The organism is Streptomyces sp. NBC_01591 (assembly GCF_035918155.1).
In the GTDB taxonomy this organism is placed as follows: Bacteria; Actinomycetota; Actinomycetes; order Streptomycetales; family Streptomycetaceae; genus Streptomyces.
This window is the reverse complement of the sequence record NZ_CP109327.1, coordinates 1790774-1810785: the sequence shown is the minus strand read 5'-3', so window position 1 is coordinate 1810785 and position 20012 is coordinate 1790774. Positions and strand designations below refer to the sequence as shown.

The following is a 20012-nucleotide window of genomic DNA, read 5'->3' as shown; positions in this document are numbered from 1 at the left end:
GCGGCAACCGGCCGCCGGTGCCAGCGCGTCGGCCGGGGCATGACGCTTATCGATCTTGCTCCCGCGGGGCCCGCCCCCGCCACTTCGTCCGTCGTCCGTGCCCTGCGTCCGCTGGTGAGCGCCGAGGCCATGGCCGAGGCGGCCGCCTCGGTGACGGGCGCGGCAATCGAACCGGCCGATCTCGAACAGGCCGTCTGGCTGCGGCTGCTGGAGCGGCTCGCGGGGGAGGGGCCGCCGGCGGACCCGGCCCGCTGGGTCCGGGACGCCGTACGTGCAGAGGCCCGCAGGGCCCGCCGCACCGCCCGGCACGAACGTCCCTACCGCGACGACGCCGCCGCGGATCCGGCCGGCTGCCCGGAGCGGCTCGCCGTCGGTGCCGAGGAACGCCGCGAGCTGCGCGCGGCGGTGGACCGGCTGCCCGGCAGGTGCGCCCGGCTGCTGACGGCGATGCTCGCGCCGGGCGATCCCACCTACCGGGAAATCGCAGGGAAGTTGGGTATGTCACAGGGGAGTTTGGGTCCGATCCGTTCCCGTTGCCTTGGATGTCTGCGCAGAATGCTCGCGGCGGAGGTTGCGGCTCCTGAACTGCGGGGAAAGGAGCGTTAGACAACCGGTGGATCAGGTGGGCGGAGGCATGCGCACATGGGCATGAGCGTGATCATCTCGGCGGCGACGGCACAGGACGCCGAAGAGATCTTGAAACTCCAGTACCTCTGCTTCCAGAGCGAGGCGGAGCTGTACGGGAACTACCGGATCGACCCGCTCGTCCAGACCCTCGACTCGTTGCTCGCCGAGATCGCCACGAACCTGGTGTTCGTGGCGCGGCTGGGTGACGAAGTCGTCGGCTCGGTCCGGGGAACCATCGGCCAGGACGGTGCGGGGGAGATCGGCAGGCTCTGCGTCCACCCCCGGCTCCAGGGCCACGGCCTCGGTGCCCGGCTGCTGCGGGCGGCGGAGGCGGGACTCGCCGACGAGCGGTCGGCCACCTTGTTCCGGCTGCACACCGGTCATCGCAGCGAGGGCAATCTGCGGCTCTACCGGCGGGCGGGATACGCCCCCGTGGGCAACGAGACCGGCCGGGACGGCGTCCTGATGATCCTGCTGGAGAAGGACGCCACGAAACCGGCGTACGTGGCCAGCGCCTGAGCGGCTACGCCGTCCTCGCCCGGCGCAGCCACATCATTCCGGTGATCGGCAGGATCACCGGAATGAACAGGTAGCCCATGCCGAAGTCGGACCAGACGGTGGCGTCCGCGAACGCCGAGGGCTCCGCCATCGTCCAGGTCCCGACGACCAGCACGCCCAGCAGCTCGGCGGCGCAGCACACCAGCGCCGTCCTGCGCGCCTTCTCGCCCCCACGCACCAGCGAGTACGTGATGAACCCGTACACGAGCGCGGCGACGGCCGACAGCACATAGGCGAGGGGGGCCCTGCCGAAGTCCAGGATCATCTGGACGATCGAGCGGGAGGCGGCCGCGACGGTGAACACCCCGTAGAACCAGACCAGTACCCGGCCGGGGCCTGTACCCAGGTCGAAGGGCTGCTTCTCGCCGGTGGCCGCCGCGGGGGTGCGATGGGTGTCGGTCACGGTCAGTTTCCCCAGATGTCGTAGAGCCGTACTTCGAGGACGGCCAGCACGACCGCGCCCGCCGCCACCGTCACCGAACCCCACCGGGTCCGCTCGGTCAGCGACAGGAAACCGGCCGCGGGCACCGCGAGGAAGGACCCGATCAGATACGCGATGAAGATCGTCATGCCCTGCTCGGGCCGTTCGCCCCGGGACAGCTGCACGATGCCCACCACCAGTTGGGCCAGCGCCAGCAGCGAGACCACGGCCATCCCGATGAAGTGCCAGTCCTTGGTCGGCTGGTCCCGGTACGCGGCGAATCCGCACCAGGCGGCGAGGGCGAGCGCGGCCACGGCGACCGCGACCGTCAGGGCGACAAGCATGAGCTGAGGGTATTACGGGCCAAACGACCCCCTGCGTGCGCCCCCGCCCCCGGTACGCGCCCCCGGTACGCGCCCCGGCCCCCGGCGGTACGCGCCCCGGCCCCCGCCGGGGGCCGACCCCCGGCGGGCTGCGGGCCGGACGGGCGGTCGGGGCGGCGACCGTGGCCTTGGCCACAACCCATGAGCGTTCCGAGCCGGTGGCGGATGCGGCCGTCGATGCCCTCTCCGCCGTATCGGTGCAGGTCACAGCCGTGGGAGCGGAAACCGCGACAACCGGCCGAACTGTCTCACGGCACCATCCACGCCTGTCCGCTATTCGGACAGGGCGGCGTCTGTTTTACTTGGGACATGACCACGACGAGCAACCGCATCCTTGCGACCGAGGCGATCACGACGCCCGGTGCTCGTTGTATGTGTCGAATGCGCACCTTCTGAGGGCCCCAGCCCGCTCCTCGCGCCCCGAAGCGAGACCGAGCCCGAGCCGTCCGCATCCAGCGGAACGAGCCTGCCCCAGCACCGCTGCCCGGCCAACCGCCGCCCCGAGCCGTGCCGAGACCCCCGCTTGGAACGTCCGATCGAAACGTCCCAACAGTCTCATCAGACGAATGCCCCGTGCCCGGCGGACATCGCGCCGCGCACTCGACAGTGACGGAAACCCCTGTGATCACCACTTCGGGCCTCACGAAGGTCTACCAGTCGCGCGGCCGCGAGGTCACCGCCCTGGACGGCGTCGACCTGCACGTCCGCGAAGGCGAGGTGTACGGCGTCATCGGACAGAGCGGCGCCGGCAAATCCTCCCTGATCCGTTGCATCAACCTCCTGGAGCGCCCCACCTCCGGCACCGTGACGGTGGCCGGCCAGGACCTCACCGCACTCGCCGGACGCGGCCGCCGGGCCGGCAAGGAACTGCGTGAGGCGCGCAGCCGCATCGGCATGGTCTTCCAGCACTTCAACCTGCTGGCCTCCCGCACCGTCCAGGACAACGTCGAACTCCCGCTGGAGATCCTCGGCGTCTCCGGCAGGGACCGCTCCCGCAAGGCCCTCGAACTCCTCGACCTGGTCGGCCTCGCCGACAAGGCCAAGGCCTACCCCGGCCAGCTCTCCGGCGGCCAGAAGCAGCGCGTCGGCATCGCCCGCGCCCTCGCCGGGGACCCCAAGGTCCTGCTCTCCGACGAGGCGACCTCGGCCCTCGACCCCGAGACCACCCGCTCCATCCTCCAGCTGCTGCGCGACCTCAACCAGCAGCTCGGCCTGACCGTCCTGCTCATCACGCACGAGATGGACGTCGTCAAGACGATCTGCGACTCCGCCGCGCTGATGCAGAAGGGGCGCATCGTCGAGTCCGGTACCGTCGGCGAACTGCTCGCCACCCCCGGCTCCGAACTGGCCGGCGAACTGTTCCCCGTCGGCGGTACGGCCTCCGGCCCCGAGTGCACGGTCGTCGACGTCACCTTCCACGGTGACGCCGCCGGCCGGCCGGTGATCTCCCAGCTCTCCCGCACGTACAACATCGACATCTCGATCCTGGGCGCCGCGATGGACACCGTCGGCGGCAAGCAGATCGGCCGGATGCGCATCGAGCTGCCCGGCCGCTTCGAGGAGAACGTCGTCCCGATCGGCTTCCTGCGCGAGCAGGGCCTCCAGGCCGAGGTCGTGGAGAACGACGGCCCCGCCATCCCTGTACAGACCCCCGCCCCGCTCACCAAGGAGGTGGCGAAGTGACCTGGTCCGAAATGCAGCCGCTGCTCACCCAGGGGACCATCGACACCCTCTACATGGTGCTCTGGTCCACGGTCGTCACCGTGCTCGTGGGACTGCCGCTCGGCGTCCTGCTGGTCCTCACCGACAAGGGCGGACTGCTCCAGAACACCCCGGTGAACAAGGTCATCGGCGTGATCGTGAACATCGGCCGCTCGCTGCCGTTCATCATCCTGCTGATCGCCCTGATCCCCTTCACCACCTGGGTCGTCGGCACCTTCATCGGCCCGTCCGCGATGATCGTGCCGCTCTCCGTCGGCGCCATCCCGTTCTTCGCCCGGCTCGTCGAGACCGCCGTCCGCGAGGTCGATCACGGGCTCGTCGAGGCCGTCCAGTCGATGGGCGGATCCATCCCGACGATCGTCCGCAAGGTCCTCCTGCCGCAGGCGCTGCCCTCGCTGATCTCGGGCGTCACCACCACCGTCATCGTGCTCATCGGCTACTCCGCGATGGCCGGCGCGGTCGGCGGCGAAGGGCTCGGCTCCAAGGCCGTCACCTACGGATTCCAGCGCTTCGACAACCAGTTCATGCTCATCACCGTCGCGCTGCTGATCGTCATCGTGACCGTGATCCAGCTGATCGGCGACGGAGCCGTACGCCTGCTGGCCCGCCGGGGCCGCACCGCCTCCTGAGACTTCCTCTCCGCTCACAAGCCCGAACTCCTTGTCCGGGCGCACCACCATCACCACCAGAAAGAGGCACTTTTCGTGCGTAAGAACATCAAGATCACCGCAGCTGCCGCCGCCACCGCCGCCCTCGCCTTCGGCCTCACCGCCTGCGGCACGTCGTCCGACCCGGGCGCCAAGAGCGAGACCGGTGCCAAGGCCGACACCTCCAAGGCGCTCGTCGTCGCCGCGTCCCCGACGCCGCACGCCGACATCCTGGACTTCGTCAAGAAGAACCTTGCCGAGAAGGCGGGCCTCAAGCTGGAGGTCAAGGAGTTCACGGACTACGTCCTGCCGAACACCGCCACCGAGACCGGCCAGGTCGACGCCAACTTCTTCCAGCACCAGCCGTACCTCGACGACTTCAACAAGAAGAAGAACACCCACCTCGTCTCGGTCGGCACCGTCCACCTGGAGCCCCTCGGCCTGTACTCCAAGAAGGTCAAGGACCTGAAGGACATCAAGGCCGGCCAGACCGTCGCCGTCCCCAACGACACCACCAACGAGGGCCGCGCCCTCCAGCTCCTCGCCGAGAACGGCCTCATCACCCTCAAGGACGGCGTCGGCACCGGCGCCAAGCTGAGCGACATCACCGACAAGAAGGGCCTGGAGTTCAAGGAACTGGAGGCCGCCACCGTGCCCCGCGCCCTGAACGACGTCGACGCCGCCGTCATCAACGGCAACTACGCGATCGAGGCCGACCTGAAGCCCGCCAAGGACTCCCTGGTGCTCGAAAAGGCCGACGGCAACCCCTACGCCAACATCATCGCGGTGAAGGAGGGCAACGAGAAGGACGCCCGCGTCCAGAAGCTCGTGGAGCTCCTGCACTCCGACGAGGTCAAGAAGTTCATCGAGGACACCTACCAGGGCTCCATCGTCCCGGCCTTCGGCACCGCCGCCAAGTCCTGACACCCGCACGGCATTTGTCCGACGAGCCCCGCGCACCCCACCGAGGGGGCGCGGGGCTCCGCCGTGCGGACCCGCCCATGCACAGCACCGGCCCGATGCTGCATGCTGTGCCTTTAACGGTCTTCGGCATGGAGCTGCGCATGACTTCCACCTTTCCGGACATCTCCATCAGCACGGATCGGTTGGTGCTGCGCCCCTTCGACATGGCGGACGTCCCCGCGTACATCGAGATGATGAACGACGAACTCGTCATCGCCTGGACCGAAGCCCCGCACCCCTACACCCAGGTCGACGCCGAACGCTGGATCCGCAGGATCGCACCCGCCCAGCGCACCACCGGTGACGGCATCGTCCTCGCCGTCACCGAATTCCTCACCCAGCGGCTCGTCGGCTCGGTCCGGCTCCGCAACACCGACTGGCGCACCCGCGCCACCGAGGCCGCCTACATCACCGCCCCCTGGGCCCGCGGCGAGGGATACGCCACCGAGTCCGTGCTGGCAGTGGCCCAGTGGCTCTTCCGCGACCAGGGCTTCGAGCGCATCGAACTGCGCACCGCCGCCGACAACACCGCCTCTCAGCAGGTCGCCCAGAAGCTCGGCTGCATCAGCGAGGGAGTCCTGCGCAACGCCCGGATAGCGCGGACCCGGACCGAGAACGGCACGGACGGAGGCTGGACCGACATCAGGACCGACCTGATCGTCTGGGGCCTGCTTCCCGAGGACCTCGAAGGTGTTGCCGAGCAGCTCGCCGACGCGGGCGGCTACGGCGCCTACAACGACTGGAACTGACCCCTCGAAGGGGCCCTGACACCCTGTTGGTACGGACCGGGTACTCTCACCCTGCTCACCCCTCACCAACATCCCCACCTGCGACGACTCCAGGAGACTGACGACAGATGGCCGATCGGGTCACCGTGATCGGCTGGGACGGCTCGCCACTGACCGGAGCGGCCACGGCTGCCCTCTCGGCCGCCACGCTCGTCGCCGGAGCCGCCCACCACCTCGCACTTCCCGAAGTCCCGGCGAACGCCGAACGCATCCGCCTGGGCTCCATCGACCTGGCCGCCCGTCGGATCGCCGGCCACCGCGGCAGCGCCGTGGTCCTCGCCGACGGCGACCCCGGCTTCTTCGGCGTCGTACGCAACCTCCGCGCACCAGAACACGGACTGGAGGTCGAGGTCGTCCCGGCCGTTTCCTCCGTCGCCGCCGCGTTCGCCCGCGCGGGAATGCCGTGGGAGGACGCCCGGACGGTCGTCGCCCACCCCCGCACCCTGCGCCGCGCCGTCAACGTCTGCCGCGCCCACCACAAGGTCGCCGTTCTCACCTCGCCCGGCGCGGGCCCCGCCGAACTCGCCCTGCTCCTCGAAGGCGTCCACCGCACCTTCGTCATCTGCGAGGAACTCGGCACCGCCCGCGAACAGGTCACCGTCGTCACCTCCGACAAGGCCGCCGACCACGTCTGGCGCGATCCCAACGTGGTCATCGTCATCGGCGGCGGACCCGAACCACAGGCCACCGGCGCCTGGATCGCCGGCCGCCGCCCCTCCTACCCCGGTGGCGTGCGCGGCTGGGCACTGCCCACGGAGGCATACGCGGGCGGTGCCACCGAGACCGGCGCGGAGAGCGGCGAAGGCGAGTCCCCGGGGCTGCGCGCCGCCCAACTGGCCCGCCTGGGCCCCCGGACCGGCGACCTCCTCTGGGACATCGGCTCCGGCAGCGGGGCCCTGGCCGTGGAGGCCGCCCGCTTCGGGGCGGCGGTCCTGGCGGTCGACAGCGACCCGGTTGCCTGCGCCCGTACCGCGGCGGCGGCGCGGGCGTTCGGAGTCCAACTCCAGGTCGTCGAGGGCCGGGCCCCCCATGTGCTGGAACGACTGCCGGAACCCGACGTCGTACGGATCGGCGGCGGCGGAGTCCCTGTCGTCACCGCCGTCACCGAACGGCGGCCGGAGCGCATCGTGACCCATGCGTCGACGCGGGACGAGGCCGAGGCGCTCGGCGCCGCCCTGGGCGGGAACGGGTACACCGTCCGGTGCTCGCTCCTCCAGTCCGTCGAACTCGACACGGCCGCATGGTCGGAGCGCGAACGCTCGGTCGTGTTTCTCCTCTCGGCGCTGCGTTCCGACCTCGCCCCGTGACCCGGTCGGCGTACAGCGGGAGGTAGGCTGGCCGATCGTTGCACCGCGCCCGGACGTTCGTCGCTTCGTTCGTCAATGTCCGGAAAAGGGGACCGTTTTGGCCCCCGTTGTGGTACGGCAGAACCGGGGGACGCGCGACGTGGCGCAGTCCACAGCGGGCCGTGGCGAAATGAGCTGCCGCGGCGGCGAACGGCCGCGAGAATGCAGTATGCCCGCGACCGATTCGTGCCGCGCGGCGTGCCCGCTCGTTCTTGTTGACGAGCACCGGCGTGCCGTGTTCGGGCGTCCCGGGCGAAGGGCCGAAGGAGCACTGACGATGGGCGAGGGGTACGCATGAGTGACACCGGCCAGATCCCGGGTGAGGGACTGCCGGAGAACGCAGGCACGGTGGAGCAGCCGGGCATCGCCGCCCCGGATGCCTACACCTACCTCGCTCCCTCCGAGCATGTCTCCGAGGACGACGACCTCCTCCTGATGCCGAGCCCCCAGGGTGCCTGGAGTGACCCGCAGGCCGTTCCGGCCCCCGGCCAGTACCCCGAGGGCGCCGTCGCTCAGGCGCCGCTGCCCGGACAGGGTGCCTACCAGGCGCAGCCCGTGGCACAGCCCTATGCCCAGTCGGCCGGCGAGGCCCCCGCGCAGCCCCAGGGCCCCGTCCAGGTCCAGGTAGAGGAGCCCGTCGAGGTACAGACCGTGGACGCGTACGCCGCTCAGCAGGCGGTGGCGGAGCCGCTGCCCGGGACCGGCCAGGGGACGCACGAGTCCGGTGGCCGCGACTCCGGTTCGGTCGACCTGACGGGCGTACGCATTCCGTCGCCCACCCCGGCACCCGCTCCGGCGGCCCAGGCCCAGGGCCAGCCCCAGACGCCGGTGCGCCGACCGCTGCACCGCGGCCCGGTCGCGGCCGACGGCACGCCGTCCTACGGCGGGACGCCGACCGGCGGAGTGGTGCGTTCGCTCGCCGACCGCGGACCCGCGGGCGCGCCCCAGGCGCAGGCCCGGACCCAGGTCCCCGCCAGGCATGCCGGGCCGCCGACCACCGGCCCGGAGTACTTCGAGATGCCGGGTGACGACGCGTCCGCACTGCCGGGCCCGCAGCTCGGCGAGATCCTGCCGCAGGGCGGCAGCCCGTGGGCGGCCCAGGCCCCGGCGCCGCAGCCGGAGGCCGCACCGGTGGCAGCAGAATCGGGCGTTCCTGAGCCGGTCGCCGAGCCCGTCGCCGAGCCGGTACCGGCGGCGCAGCCGGTTCAGGCGGCTACGGTCGTGGTGCCGGAGGCCGTGGTCGCTCCCGCCGCCGAGCCGGTACCGGCCGCGGTCGGGACGCCCGCCGGGATCCACGCCGAGGCCGAGGTCGCGGCAGCGGTCGAGGCTCCGGCCGAAGTTCCCGTCGATGCCGGGGCGCCCGCCGAAGCGATCGCTCCGCAGGACACCGCGGAAGCCGTTCCCATGGGCCAGTTCGTGCCCGTGGAGGGTTCGGTGCCGACAACTCCGCACCTGGCTCCGACACCCGTGGTCGAGCAGACCGTCGAGGCGGAGCCCGCAGCCGAGGCCGAGGTCGCGCCCGTGGCTGAGCCCGAGCCCGTGGCTGAGCCCGTGGCGATCGCCGTGGAGCCCGCACAGACCTCCCAGCCGGACGCCGCAGAGGCCGTGGAGCCCGTGGTGGCCGGGGGAGTCGTCGAGCCTTCCGGGCCCGCCGTGAACGCTGAGCCGGTCGTGCCTGTTGAGCCGGTCGAGCCCACAGCGAACGCCGAGGTCGTCGAGCCCGTGACGGACGTCGCGCCCGCCGAAGCACCCGAGCCGGTTCCTGCTTCCGTATCCACTCCCGTCCCCGCGCCCGCGCCCGAGGCCGAGGCCGAGGTCCTGACGGTGCCCGAGCCGGAGCCCGAACAGGGCCCGGAGGTCATCGAGACCCCGGACATCACGGCCCCCGCGGACATCGTGGAAGCCGTCGCTCCCGCAGAGCCCGCAGCGGCGGCGACGGAGACCAAGGAGGCCACGGAGACCACGGAGGCCGGGCACGTGGAATCCGTACAGCCCGAAGCCCGGACGCAGGAGCCCGGCGAGGCGGCCCCGGCCCCGGAGCCGGAAGCCCCTGAAGCGGAGGCCCCCGAGGCGTCCGAGGCGTCCGAGTCCGACGAGGCCGCGGCTCCCGCCGGCCCGCCGGCCCCCGGCTACGACGACGCCGAGCGCGAGGCGGTGCTCCGCGTCATGCGGGAGCGCCGCGACGTCCGTAACGGCTTCCGCAGCGACCCCATCCCGCACGAGGTTCTGCTCCGGGTCCTCGAAGCCGCGCACACGGCGCCCAGCGTCGGCCACTCGCAGCCCTGGGACTTCGTCGTCATCCGCTCGGCGGAGACCCGTCGCTCCATGCACGAACTGGCACAGCGTCAGCGGGACGCGTACGCCAAGTCGCTGCCCAAGGGCCGGGCCAAGCAGTTCAAGGAACTGAAGATCGAGGCCATCCTCGACACCCCGGTGAACATCGTCGTCACCGCCGACCCCACCCGCGGCGGCCGCCACACCCTCGGCCGGCACACCCAGCCGCAGATGGCCCCGTACTCCTCCGCGCTCGCCGTCGAGAACCTGTGGCTCGCCGCGCGCGCCGAGGGACTCGGCGTCGGCTGGGTCAGCTTCTTCGACGAGCGCGAGATGGTCCGGGCCCTGGGTCTGCCCGAGCATCTCGAAGTCGTCGCCTACCTGTGCGTCGGATACGTCGACGAGTTCCCCGAGGAGCCCGAGCTGATGCAGGCGGGCTGGTCCAAGCGCCGCCCGCTGTCCTGGGTCGTCCACGAGGAGACCTACGGCCGCCGTGCCCTGCCCGGCGAGGAGCCGCACGACCTGCTGCAGGAGACCATCTCCAACATCCGTCCGCTGGATGCCAAGGCGCTCGGCGAGGCGTGGGAACGCCAGAAGCGGATGACCAAGCCCGCCGGCGCGCTCGGCATGCTGGAGATCATCTCGGCACAGCTGTCCGGGCTCTCCCGGATGTGCCCGCCGCCGATTCCGGAGCCCGCGGCCGTCGCGATCTTCGCGGGCGACCACGGGGTGCACGCCCAGGGCGTCACGGCCTGGCCGCAGGAGGTCACCGGCCAGATGGTCGCCAACTTCCTCGGCGGCGGCGCGGTCTGCAACGCCTTCGCGGCCCAGGTGGGCGCCGAGGTGTGCGTGGTCGACGTCGGCGTGGCCATGGAACTGCCCGCGACGCCCGGCCTCCTGCCCCGCAAGGTGCGCGCCGGAACGGCCGACTTCACGACCGGCCCCGCGCTCACCCGCGAAGAGGTGCTCGCGGCGATCGAGGTCGGCATCGAGACCGCCCGCGATCTGGTCGCGGCAGGCAACAAGGGCCTGCTCACCGGTGAGATGGGGATCGCCAACACCACGGCGTCGGCCGCGTTGATCTGCGTGTACACGGGCATGGACCCGGCCGAGGTGACCGGTCGCGGCACCGGCATCAACGACGAGATGCACGCCCGCAAGGTGGACGTGGTCCGCCGGGCCCTCGAACTCCACCAGCCCGACCCGGCCGACCCGATCGGTGTACTCGCCGCGGTCGGCGGCCTGGAGCACGCCGCGATGGCGGGCTTCCTGCTGGGCGGCGCCTCGCTCCGTACGCCGGTCATCCTGGACGGCGTCAGCGCGGGTGCCGCGGCCCTGGTCGCCCGGGCGATCGCCCCCGAGGCCCTCGCCGCCTGCATCGCGGGCCACCGCAGCGCCGAGCCCGGCCATGTCGCCGCGCTCAACAAGCTGGGCCTGCGCCCGCTGGTCGACCTCGACCTCCGCCTCGGCGAAGGCACCGGGGCGCTGCTGGCGCTCCCGATCGTGCAGAGCGCGGCGCGCGCGATGCACGAGGTCGCGACGTTCGACTCGGCAGGCGTGACGGAGAAGTAGGCCGGAGCCCGGGATTCGGGGGCCCTGCCCCCGGACCCCCGCTCCTCAATCGCCAAAGGGGCTTGAAAACCGCAGCCCGCCACACCCCCGGCGCACCCCGTATCGTGGACCCACGCCCCACAAAACCGCACGTCACAGCCGCTCCACCGCCGCAGCGGCCCGCACCCGCATTGCACGAGGAGTCCGCACCGCCATGGCCGAGCACGCCGATCACCCCGCGTACCCCGTCGGACTGCGCCTGAGCGGGCGCCGCGTCGTCGTCGTAGGCGGCGGCCAGGTCGCGCAGCGCCGCCTCCCCGCGCTCATCGCCGCAGGCGCCGACATCACCCTCGTATCGCCGTCCGCGACCCCGTCCGTCGAGGCGATGGCCGACGCCGGTGAGATCCGCTGGGAGCGCCGCCGGTACGAGGACGGGGACCTGGCCGACACCTGGTACGCGCTCATCGCCTCCGACGACGACGCCGCGAACGACGCCGCGTCCGCCGAGGCCGAGCGCACCCGTACCTGGTGCGTGCGCAGCGACAACGCCGACGTGGCCACCGCCTGGACCCCGGCCACCGGCCGCAGCGAGGGCGTGACCGTCGCCGTCCTCTCCACCGACGCCCAGGGCCGCGACCCGCGCCACTCCGCCGCCGTCCGCGACGCCATCGTCGAGGGACTGCGCGACGGCACGCTCGCCGCCCCGCACCACCGCACCCGGCCCACCCCCGGTGTCTCCCTGGTCGGCGGCGGTCCCGGCGACCCCGACCTGATCACCGTGCGCGGCCGTCGCCTCCTCGCCGAGGCCGACGTGGTCATCGCCGACCGGCTCGGCCCGCGCGACCTGCTCGACGAACTGCCGCCGCACGTCGAGGTGATCGACGCGGCGAAGATCCCGTACGGCCGCTTCATGGCGCAGGAGGCGATCAACCAGGCGCTCATCGAGCACGCCAAGGCGGGCAAGGCCGTCGTACGGCTCAAGGGCGGCGACCCGTTCGTCTTCGGCCGGGGCATGGAGGAGGCGCAGGCGCTCGCCGCCGAAGGTATCCCGTGCACCGTCGTCCCCGGCATCTCCAGCTCGATCTCCGTACCGGGCGCGGCCGGAATCCCCGTCACCCACCGCGGGGTCGCCCATGAGTTCACCGTCGTCAGCGGTCATGTCGCCCCCGACGACGAGCGCTCGCTGGTCGACTGGGCGGCGCTCGCCCGGCTGCGCGGCACCCTCGTGCTGCTGATGGCCGTCGACAAGATCGGCGCCATCGCCAAGGCCCTCGTCGCCCACGGCAAGTCCCCCGACACTCCGGTCGCCCTGGTCCAGGAAGGCACCACGGCATCCCAGCGCCGCGTCGACGCGACCCTGGCGACCGTCGCCGAACGGGCCGCCGCCGAGGACGTACGTCCCCCCGCGGTCATCGTCATCGGCGACGTCGTCGCGGTCGGCACGGGCGCCGCACCGCTCCCCGCCGACTAGCCGGCCAGGACGCCGCCCCGCACCCCCGCCGAGTAACCAGCGGTAACGGATCTTCTCCCGAGCCGTTGGCACCACACACCGGACAAGGCAGTATCGAACCCGTGGCTGATCTCATCACCGTCGACGACCCCGACGACCCCCGACTGCGCGACTACACCGGACTGACCGATGTCGAACTCCGGCGCAGGCGGGAGCCCGCCGAGGGCCTCTTCATCGCCGAGGGCGAGAAGGTCATCAGACGTGCCAGGCAAGCCGGGTACGAGATGCGGTCGATGCTGCTCTCGGCGAAGTGGGTCGACCTGATGCGGGACGTCATCGACGAGGTCCCGGCCCCGGTGTACGCGGTCAGCCCCGAGCTCGCCGAGCGCGTCACCGGCTACCACGTCCACCGCGGCGCCCTCGCCTCGATGCAGCGCAAGCCGCTGCCGACGGCCGAGGAACTGCTGACGACGGCCCGCAGGGTGGTCGTCATGGAGGCCGTCAACGACCACACCAACATCGGGGCGATCTTCCGCAGCGCCGCCGCCCTCGGCATGGACGCCGTGCTGCTCTCCCCGGACTGCGCCGACCCGCTCTACCGGCGCTCCGTCAAGGTCTCGATGGGCGCGGTCTTCTCCGTCCCCTACGCCCGTCTCGGCACCTGGCCCAAGGACCTGGAGACCGTACGGGAAGCGGGCTTCAGGCTTCTCGCGCTGACCCCGGACGAAAAGGCCGGCAGCATCGACGAGGCGGCACCGCACCGGATGGACAGGGTGGCGCTGATGCTGGGCGCCGAAGGCGACGGGCTGTCCACCCGGGCCCTGGTCGCCGCCGACGAATGGGTACGCATCCCGATGGCGCACGGCGTCGACTCGCTCAACGTGGGAGCGGCCGCGGCGGTCGCGTTCTACGCGGTGGCATCGGGACGCCCGCAGAACTGACCGGCTACTGGAGCTGCCGGCCCTGGGACGGGGTCTCGTTCTGGGTCTGCGTCTGGCTGCGGCCCGGATCCGTACCCAGACCGCGGGAAGGCCCCTGGCAGCCCTGGGCCGCCGCGATGCCGAGCGCCACCAGCAGCGTCACCACGACGAAGACGACGAGCCGCTGCCGCAGCAGCCGCGGATTGGCGGGCCGCAGCCCCGACGAAGTCGTACGGGCCCCGGGCCGCGTACCCGGCCGGCCGTTCGTCCCGTTCGTACCCTGCGGTCGCTTGCCGGAGCGGGTGGTGTTGCGCGGCGGCTGATGCTGCTGGGGGCGCGAACCACCGGTCCGGGGCGACCCGGCCCGCGACGACGTGGACGGCCTGCTGCCGTGCGGTTGCTTCTGCTTCTGCTGACGGGGCGCGGGAGGAGCCGCACGCCGCGTCTGCTGCTCGGTGTACGGGCCGCCGAGACGACCGGTCGGCCGGTCCAGCTCCTGTGCCGAGCGCTGCACGGGCGGCCGGCTCTCGTGCAGCCCCTGTGCCTCCCGCGCCGCGATCTCCTTGAGCCGCATGGAGAGTTGGAGCGTGCTCGGTCGGTCCTCGGGATCCTTCGCCAGGCAGGCGCTCACCAGCGGTGCAAGCGCGTCGTGCACGTCGTGCAACTGAGGCTCCTCGTGCACCACGCGGTACAGCATCACCTCGGAACTGCCGTGCCCGAAGGGCGAGTCGGCCATGGCCGCGTACGCGAGCGTGGCACCGAGCGAGAACACATCGGTCGCGGGCGTCACGGCCGCGCCGCGCACCTGCTCGGGTGCGAGGAATCCCGGCGAGCCCACCGCCGTACCGACATGGGTGAGGGTGGAGGCCCCGGTCGCCCAGGCGATCCCGAAGTCGATGATCCGGGGGCCCTTGGGGGAGAGAAGGATGTTCGACGGCTTCAGGTCACGGTGGACGACACCGGCCTCGTGCACCGCGACCAGGCCCTCGGAGAGCGCGGCCCCGATCGAGGCCACCTCGGCCGCCGACAGCGGACCCTCCCCGGCCACCTTGTCGTGCAGCGAGGGTCCGGGAACATACTGCGTGGCGAACCACGGACGGTCCGCCTCCAGATCGGCGGCGACCAGACGCGCCGTGCAGCCGCCGCGGATCCGCCGCGCGGCGGACACCTCGCGCGCGAAGCGGGAGCGGAACTCCTGGTCCTCCGCCAGGTCCGGGCGGATCACCTTCAGCGCCACCCGCTGGCCCCGCCGGTCCGAACCCAGGTAGACGACCCCCATGCCGCCCGCCCCGAGCCGCCGGTGCAGCCTGAACGAGCCGACGACACGCGGGTCCTCGCGCCGGAGCCGCATCATCGCCATGTCTGCCCATCCCCGCTGCCTGGTCCGCCTGACGAGGCACAGCTTACGTACCCGGCGCCCGGGGTGCTCAGAGGCCGCGCCCTCACCGGTCGATCGATTGTCGGTGCGCGGCGCGCTCCATGACGGGTCATGAGGCCGGGGCGGGTCCCGTGCCGGACGGGTCCGGACCCCAAGGCGGTTGTGGCGACGGGGGGTTGGGGCCGCACCCGGCATCCGGCCGTGCGGGTGCGGACTCCGGCCCGGACGGGCACCCGCGGCCCCCGTCGGCACACCGGGGCCGACTGCCGGGAACCGGGGGAGGGAAGGGTGAGTGAAGTCACGGTGGCCGCGGCCGGGCGCACCGGTGGGCCGCGCACTCCGACGACCCCGGCGCCGCGCGAAGTCAGCTGCCCACGCGGCCACCCCCTCCGGGATGTCCCCGGGATCACGCGCCCGGTCTCCACCCAGGGGAGTACGCCGACGGCCCGGGGCTCATCCTTCGGGAGGCCCGGCAATCGGTACGCGGGCATGACGACCCCCGCCCCGCGCATCCCTAATGTTGAAGTCAAGCGGCGGGCGCAAAACTCGTCCCCCGAGGTCACACGCCCGCCGCCCCAATTCGAGTCAGGAGAGGAACCATGGCGGACACGGCAACGCGGACCACGATCCGCACGGGACGCAGGGGCCATGCCTCGTTCGGCGGCCGCCCGTCGTCCGGCAGGCGCCACCCACTCGTGGCGACAGCAATGGTTCTTCCTCTGGCGGCCCTGCTCGTAGTCGTCTTCGGCGGCTGGGAAGCAGTGGTCACACAGGCGTCGTCCGTGGGCATGATGCTGGGGCGCTGAGCGGCGCCCCGGGTCCGGAAGAGCGGTCCGGACCGGGACATCCGGCCAACAACCCCGTGGGGACGGGGGTGCGGCGGACGGCAGCGTTTGTCCGGTCAGCTGGGGAGCTGACCGGACATCGCGCTTTCCGGGGTCCTTCGCGGCGCAGTGACGATCTCGCCGTCCGCGACTCTTCCCGGCGCGCGTACGCTCATCGGCGGGCCCGGTGCGGATCGGGCCGCCGCACCTGTTCGCCACCGGGGGAGACCGTGACCACCGCAGTCGTAAGCGCGCTGGGCGATCTCGCCCACCGGGCCGCCCATGAACACCCCGAGGACCCCTGCGCCTGTCCGCCCCCGACGGTGCTCGCGGACCGGGCGGACGGCACGGTGGTCCGCAGCGGGGCCGTCGTCGCCAAGGCCCACGCCCCCGGCACGGACACCCCTGGCCTGCTCAGCCGCCTGACCCTCGCGAACGACCCGCACCTCACCGGCATCCTGCTCGCCCCGCTGAAACCCTGTCCCGCCACCCTCTGCGACCGCCCCGTCACCCTCTGGCCCCACGGCCGGCCCGTAGACCCCGGCGACCCCGACGCCGCCCCCTGGGAAGAGGCCGCCGTTCTGCTGGCCGGGCTGCACCGCACCCCGGCCCCCCACTCCCTCGCGCTCCCGCCCATGCGGGGCCCCGCGAAGGCCGCGCTCGCCGTTGCCCGGATGCACGCCGCCCGGCCGGGCGACCCGGCCACCGTCCCCGTACTCGAAGCCTGGCACCGCCTGCCGGCCTGGGCCCGTGACGAGGCCGCCGCACCCCCGCACCGTTCGCACTTCCTCTGCCACGGCGATCTGCACCTCGGCCAACTCGTCCGCCACCCGGCACCGCACGGACCCTGGCTGCTCATCGACGTCGACGACGCCGGCCTCGGCGACCCGGCCTGGGACCTCGCCCGCCCCGCCGCCTGGTACGCGGCCGGGATCCTGCCCCCCGAGGTCTGGCTCCGCTTCCTCGACGCCTACCGCGCGGCGGGCGGTCCCGCCGTGCGCGCCGAGGGCGATCCCTGGCCCGAACTGGATGTCCCGGCCCGCGCCCTGACCATCCAGGTAGCCGCGCTGGCGATCGCCAAGTCCGCGGCGGAAGACCGGACTCCGGATGAGGTGGAACAGGCGATGATCGACGCCTGTGCCCGAATTGCATCCCTCCCACCCGAGTTGGGCGCCGAACACTCGTCGTAGGCTGAACCGACCGTCGACGGGCATGCATTCCGGCGACGGCGACCCGACGGCGAGGAGTGAGCCGAACCATGCAGTGTCCCAAGTGCCACGCACAGATGCACACGTACAACCGCAACGGCATACAGATCGAGCAGTGCAGCGGCTGCCGGGGAATCTTCCTCGACTACGGCGAGCTGGAGTCCCTCACCCGCATCGAGGCGCAGTGGTCGCAGCAGGCCCCGCCCGCGCCGCCGGCCCCGCAGCAGGCCTACCCGGCCGCCCAGGCGCCCGCCTGGGGTGCCCCGCAGCACCAGGGTGGCCACGGCGGTCACTACCGGCACAAGAGCTTCGGCCGCATGCTCTTCTCGTCCTGAACGGGCTGCCACCGATGAGCGCCTGACCGCGGGCCCGGACGCGTTCCGTCCGGGCCCGCAGTGCGTCGGCGCCCGTACGCCGGAAACGACGAAGCCCCGGTCGTCGGAACGACCGGGGCTTCGGCTGGTGCGCGATACTGGGATTGAACCAGTGACCTCTTCCGTGTCAGGGAAGCGCTCTCCCGCTGAGCTAATCGCGCAGGGTGAACCTGCGTGTACTGCGTGCGCGATACTGGGATTGAACCAGTGACCTCTTCCGTGTCAGGGAAGCGCTCTCCCGCTGAGCTAATCGCGCGGGGATCCTTGCGGACCAGTGGACGATACTGGGATTGAACCAGTGACCTCTTCCGTGTCAGGGAAGCGCTCTCCCGCTGAGCTAATCGTCCTTGGAGGTGGAGACGGGATTTGAACCCGTGTATACGGCTTTGCAGGCCGTTGCCTCGCCTCTCGGCCACTCCACCACGAGCGGGGGTTCGGGAAGATTCCCCGCTTTCTGCGAGCGGACGACCAGGTTCGAACTGGCGACCTCAACCTTGGCAAGGTTGCGCTCTACCAACTGAGCTACGTCCGCTTGTCTTTCCCGGTCCGTTTGCGCGTCCCGGCGACGTGTTGAACTCTAGCGGATTCCCGGGCCAGTACAAAAACGCGTTTGTGCAGCGTGCTGAGGTGCGCTTGCCCCGGCGCAGGTCATCGCGCGCCGCCCTAGACTCGACGGCGTGCACGACCTCGCTCCGATAGCCCGCTTCGGCGGCCTCGTCGCGTCCGATCTGCAGGACGTGACCAGTGATCCCGCAGCCCTCGAATCGTCCGGCTTCTGGGCCGTATCCGCCGATTTCGAGGGCCGCCTCGTCTGCGCCCGCTTCGGCTCCGTACGTACCCGGGCGGTGCCCGCCCCCGTGCGGGGCGCCTGGCGCGGGCCCTCAGCCGGTGACTGGAACTCGTCACTGGACCGCGCCGCGTACATCGAGGGCGTACGGCGGATCCGCGAGTACATCGCGGCGGGCGAGGTGTACCAGGCCAACCTCTGCCGGGTGCTGACCGCGCCACTGCCCGATCCGGGCGCCGCGGACGTGGACGAGCTGACCGCGCTGCTGGCCCGCGGCAACCCCGCCCCGTACGCAGGAACGATCCGGCTGCCCGCGCACGGCGTGGAGATCGCCACCGCGTCCCCCGAACTCTTCCTGAAGCGGGACGGCCGGACCATCGAGTCGGGGCCGATCAAGGGCACCGGACGGACCGAGGACGACCTGCTGGAGAAGGACCACGCGGAGAACGTGATGATCGTCGACCTGGTCCGCAACGACCTGGGCCGGGTCTGCGCCACCGGATCGGTCACCGTTCCCGACCTCTGCGTGGTCGAGAAGCACCCGGGGCTGGTCCACCTCGTCTCGACCGTGCGCGGAGAGCTTGCCGAGGGCGCCGGCTGGCCCGAGCTCCTCGACGCCGCGTTTCCGCCGGGCTCCGTCACGGGGGCACCCAAGTCCAGCGCGCTCAGGATCATCGAGGAGCTGGAGACCGCACCGCGCGGGCCCTACTGCGGAGGCATCGGCTGGGTCGACGCCGACCGCCGCACCGCATCGCTCGCCGTCGGCATACGCACCTTCTGGATCGACCGGACCGGTACCGCCCCGGTCCTCCGCTTCGGTACCGGGGCCGGCATCACCTGGGGCTCCGACCCGGAACGCGAGTGGGACGAGACCGAACTCAAGGCGTCCAGACTGCTCGCTGTAGCGTCGGGCGCTCACGAAGCAACCGGAAGGACCGCGTGATGAGGATTTGGGTCAACGGCGAACTGCATGACGCCGAAGACGCCAGGGTGTCCGTGCTCGACCACGGACTCACCGTGGGGGACGGCATCTTCGAGACGGTCAGGACCGTCGACGGCAGGCCCTTCGCCCTCACCCGCCACCTCGACCGGCTGACCCGCTCGGCCCGCGGCCTCGGACTCCCCGACCCCGACCTCGACGAGGTCCGCCGCGCCTGCGCCGACGTCATCGACGCCAACCCGATGGCACTCGGCAGGCTGCGCATCACCTACACCGGAGGACTCTCCCCGCTCGGCTCCGACCGCGGCGACGCCGGCCCCGGCCTCGTCGTCGCCCTCGGCGAGGCCGCCCGCCGTCCCGACACCACCGCCGTGATCACCGTCCCCTGGACGCGCAACGAACGCGGTGCGCTCACCGGGCTCAAGACCACTTCGTACGCCGAGAACGTCGTCGCCCTCGCGCGGGCCCATGAGCACGGTGCTTCGGAGGCGCTCTTCGCCAACACGGCCGGGCAGCTCTGCGAAGGCACCGGGTCCAACGTCTTCGTCGTCCTCGACGGGCAGCTGCACACCCCGCCGGTCGCTTCCGGCTGCCTCGCCGGGATCACCCGCGCGCTGGCCGTGGAGTGGACGGGCGCGCAGGAGACCGACCTGCCGTTCGACATCCTGGAGCGGGCCGAGGAGATCTTCCTCACCTCCACCCTGCGCAATGTGCAGGCCGTCCACCGGGTGGACGACCGGGAGCTGCCCGGCGCGCCCGGACCCGTGACCGCCAAGGCCATGCGGATCTTCGACGAGCGGGCCGGCGACGACCTCGACCCGTAGAGCGCGCACCCAGGACAAGTAGAGCCC

Annotated in this window: 18 protein-coding genes and 5 tRNA genes; 15 read left to right on the top strand and 8 right to left on the bottom strand. The window is 71.9% G+C overall.

All coding sequences use genetic code 11. The annotated features are described in order from the left end of the window. Positions 1-39: 39 nt before the first annotated feature. Both OG978_RS08445 and OG978_RS08440 read left to right on the top strand, forming a co-directional pair. Positions 40-606, top strand: a complete 567-nt coding sequence (locus OG978_RS08445; RefSeq protein ID WP_326764598.1) for a sigma-70 family RNA polymerase sigma factor — start codon at positions 40-42, stop codon at positions 604-606. A 36-nt stretch (positions 607-642) separates the two neighbouring features. Further along, entirely contained in the window at positions 643-1146 is a 504-nt protein-coding gene (locus tag OG978_RS08440) for a GNAT family N-acetyltransferase (protein ID WP_326764597.1), read from the top strand. 4 nt (positions 1147-1150) lie between these two features. On the opposite strand, the gene OG978_RS08435 is transcribed toward OG978_RS08440, so the two are convergent. Continuing rightward, on the bottom strand, positions 1151-1588 hold the full coding sequence (locus tag OG978_RS08435) for a hypothetical protein (protein ID WP_326764596.1): 438 nt from the start codon (positions 1586-1588) through the stop codon (positions 1151-1153). A gap of 2 nt (positions 1589-1590) precedes the next feature. Beyond that, positions 1591-1950: a hypothetical protein gene (locus OG978_RS08430; RefSeq protein WP_326764595.1), complete on the bottom strand. Its 360-nt coding sequence runs from the start codon at positions 1948-1950 to the stop codon at positions 1591-1593. A gap of 660 nt (positions 1951-2610) precedes the next feature. Between OG978_RS08430 and OG978_RS08425 the strand changes: the two genes are divergently transcribed. From OG978_RS08425 to OG978_RS08390, 8 genes are all read left to right on the top strand, one after another. After that, entirely contained in the window at positions 2611-3672 is a 1062-nt protein-coding gene (locus OG978_RS08425; protein ID WP_326764594.1) for a methionine ABC transporter ATP-binding protein, read from the top strand. Then, complete coding sequence (locus OG978_RS08420) at positions 3669-4340, top strand: methionine ABC transporter permease (RefSeq protein WP_326764593.1); 672 nt, start codon at positions 3669-3671, stop codon at positions 4338-4340. Before OG978_RS08425 ends, OG978_RS08420 begins: the two co-directional genes overlap by 4 nt. Positions 4341-4415: 75 nt before the next feature. Further along, positions 4416-5282, top strand: a complete 867-nt coding sequence (locus OG978_RS08415) for a MetQ/NlpA family ABC transporter substrate-binding protein (protein WP_326764592.1) — start codon at positions 4416-4418, stop codon at positions 5280-5282. Between the two features lie 140 nt (positions 5283-5422). Continuing rightward, complete coding sequence (locus OG978_RS08410; RefSeq protein ID WP_326764591.1) at positions 5423-6070, top strand: GNAT family N-acetyltransferase; 648 nt, start codon at positions 5423-5425, stop codon at positions 6068-6070. 107 nt (positions 6071-6177) lie between these two features. Continuing rightward, positions 6178-7416, top strand: a complete 1239-nt coding sequence (cbiE, locus tag OG978_RS08405; protein ID WP_326764590.1) for a precorrin-6y C5,15-methyltransferase (decarboxylating) subunit CbiE — start codon at positions 6178-6180, stop codon at positions 7414-7416. A 333-nt stretch (positions 7417-7749) separates the two neighbouring features. Continuing rightward, positions 7750-11301 carry a nicotinate-nucleotide--dimethylbenzimidazole phosphoribosyltransferase gene (cobT, locus tag OG978_RS08400; protein WP_326764589.1) on the top strand — a complete coding sequence of 1184 codons (3552 nt, stop codon included), beginning with the start codon at positions 7750-7752 and terminating at the stop codon, positions 11299-11301. 193 nt (positions 11302-11494) lie between these two features. Continuing rightward, positions 11495-12751, top strand: a complete 1257-nt coding sequence (gene cobA / locus OG978_RS08395; RefSeq protein WP_326764588.1) for a uroporphyrinogen-III C-methyltransferase — start codon at positions 11495-11497, stop codon at positions 12749-12751. Between the two features lie 101 nt (positions 12752-12852). Next, positions 12853-13671, top strand: coding sequence for a TrmH family RNA methyltransferase (locus OG978_RS08390; RefSeq protein ID WP_326764587.1), 819 nt, complete (start codon positions 12853-12855; stop codon positions 13669-13671). 4 nt (positions 13672-13675) lie between these two features. Here OG978_RS08390 and OG978_RS08385 read toward each other — a convergent pair whose 3' ends face one another. Beyond that, a complete protein-coding gene (locus tag OG978_RS08385; protein WP_326764586.1) occupies positions 13676-15010 on the bottom strand; it encodes a serine/threonine-protein kinase in 1335 nt (444 codons plus the stop codon). Between the two features lie 617 nt (positions 15011-15627). Here OG978_RS08385 and OG978_RS08380 point away from each other — a divergent pair. From OG978_RS08380 to OG978_RS08370, 3 genes are all read left to right on the top strand, one after another. Beyond that, positions 15628-15834 (top strand): hypothetical protein, encoded by a 207-nt coding sequence (locus OG978_RS08380; RefSeq protein ID WP_326764585.1) that lies wholly within the window; start codon positions 15628-15630, stop codon positions 15832-15834. Between the two features lie 248 nt (positions 15835-16082). Then, positions 16083-17042 (top strand): phosphotransferase family protein, encoded by a 960-nt coding sequence (locus tag OG978_RS08375; protein ID WP_326764584.1) that lies wholly within the window; start codon positions 16083-16085, stop codon positions 17040-17042. Between the two features lie 68 nt (positions 17043-17110). Beyond that, the gene (locus OG978_RS08370; RefSeq protein ID WP_326764583.1) at positions 17111-17395 is read left to right on the top strand and encodes a TFIIB-type zinc ribbon-containing protein; all 285 of its coding nucleotides are present in this window, start codon (positions 17111-17113) and stop codon (positions 17393-17395) included. 125 nt (positions 17396-17520) lie between these two features. On the opposite strand, the gene OG978_RS08365 is transcribed toward OG978_RS08370, so the two are convergent. From OG978_RS08365 to OG978_RS08345, 5 genes are all read right to left on the bottom strand, one after another. Then, positions 17521-17595: transfer RNA gene (locus tag OG978_RS08365), tRNA-Val, on the bottom strand. Positions 17596-17618: 23 nt separating this feature from the next. After that, a tRNA-Val gene (locus OG978_RS08360) sits at positions 17619-17690 on the bottom strand. A gap of 19 nt (positions 17691-17709) precedes the next feature. Then, positions 17710-17781, bottom strand: a tRNA-Val gene (locus OG978_RS08355). Between the two features lies 1 nt (position 17782). Further along, positions 17783-17856 (bottom strand) — tRNA-Cys (locus OG978_RS08350). A 37-nt stretch (positions 17857-17893) separates the two neighbouring features. Next, a tRNA-Gly gene (locus tag OG978_RS08345) sits at positions 17894-17966 on the bottom strand. Positions 17967-18111: 145 nt separating this feature from the next. Between OG978_RS08345 and OG978_RS08340 the strand changes: the two genes are divergently transcribed. Continuing rightward, the gene (locus tag OG978_RS08340) at positions 18112-19164 is read left to right on the top strand and encodes a chorismate-binding protein (protein ID WP_326764582.1); all 1053 of its coding nucleotides are present in this window, start codon (positions 18112-18114) and stop codon (positions 19162-19164) included. After that, a complete protein-coding gene (locus tag OG978_RS08335) occupies positions 19164-19985 on the top strand; it encodes an aminotransferase class IV (protein WP_326764581.1) in 822 nt (273 codons plus the stop codon). The genes OG978_RS08340 and OG978_RS08335 overlap by 1 nt, the downstream gene beginning before the upstream one ends. Positions 19986-20012: the final 27 nt, after the last annotated feature.

What these genes read in the sequence shown, in the direction of transcription:
- OG978_RS08445 (WP_326764598.1), top strand. Translation starts at nt 40, where the DNA reads ATGACGCTTATCGATCTTGCTCCCGCGGGGCCCGCCCCCGCCACTTCG.
- OG978_RS08440 (WP_326764597.1), top strand. Translation starts at nt 643, where the DNA reads ATGGGCATGAGCGTGATCATCTCGGCGGCGACGGCACAGGACGCCGAA.
- OG978_RS08430 (WP_326764595.1), bottom strand. Translation starts at nt 1,950, where the DNA reads ATGCTTGTCGCCCTGACGGTCGCGGTCGCCGTGGCCGCGCTCGCCCTC.
- OG978_RS08410 (WP_326764591.1), top strand. Translation starts at nt 5,423, where the DNA reads ATGACTTCCACCTTTCCGGACATCTCCATCAGCACGGATCGGTTGGTG.
- cbiE (WP_326764590.1), top strand. Translation starts at nt 6,178, where the DNA reads ATGGCCGATCGGGTCACCGTGATCGGCTGGGACGGCTCGCCACTGACC.
- cobT (WP_326764589.1), top strand. Translation starts at nt 7,750, where the DNA reads ATGAGTGACACCGGCCAGATCCCGGGTGAGGGACTGCCGGAGAACGCA.
- cobA (WP_326764588.1), top strand. Translation starts at nt 11,495, where the DNA reads ATGGCCGAGCACGCCGATCACCCCGCGTACCCCGTCGGACTGCGCCTG.
- OG978_RS08385 (WP_326764586.1), bottom strand. Translation starts at nt 15,010, where the DNA reads ATGGCGATGATGCGGCTCCGGCGCGAGGACCCGCGTGTCGTCGGCTCG.
- OG978_RS08380 (WP_326764585.1), top strand. Translation starts at nt 15,628, where the DNA reads ATGGCGGACACGGCAACGCGGACCACGATCCGCACGGGACGCAGGGGC.
- OG978_RS08370 (WP_326764583.1), top strand. Translation starts at nt 17,111, where the DNA reads ATGCAGTGTCCCAAGTGCCACGCACAGATGCACACGTACAACCGCAAC.
- OG978_RS08335 (WP_326764581.1), top strand. Translation starts at nt 19,164, where the DNA reads ATGAGGATTTGGGTCAACGGCGAACTGCATGACGCCGAAGACGCCAGG.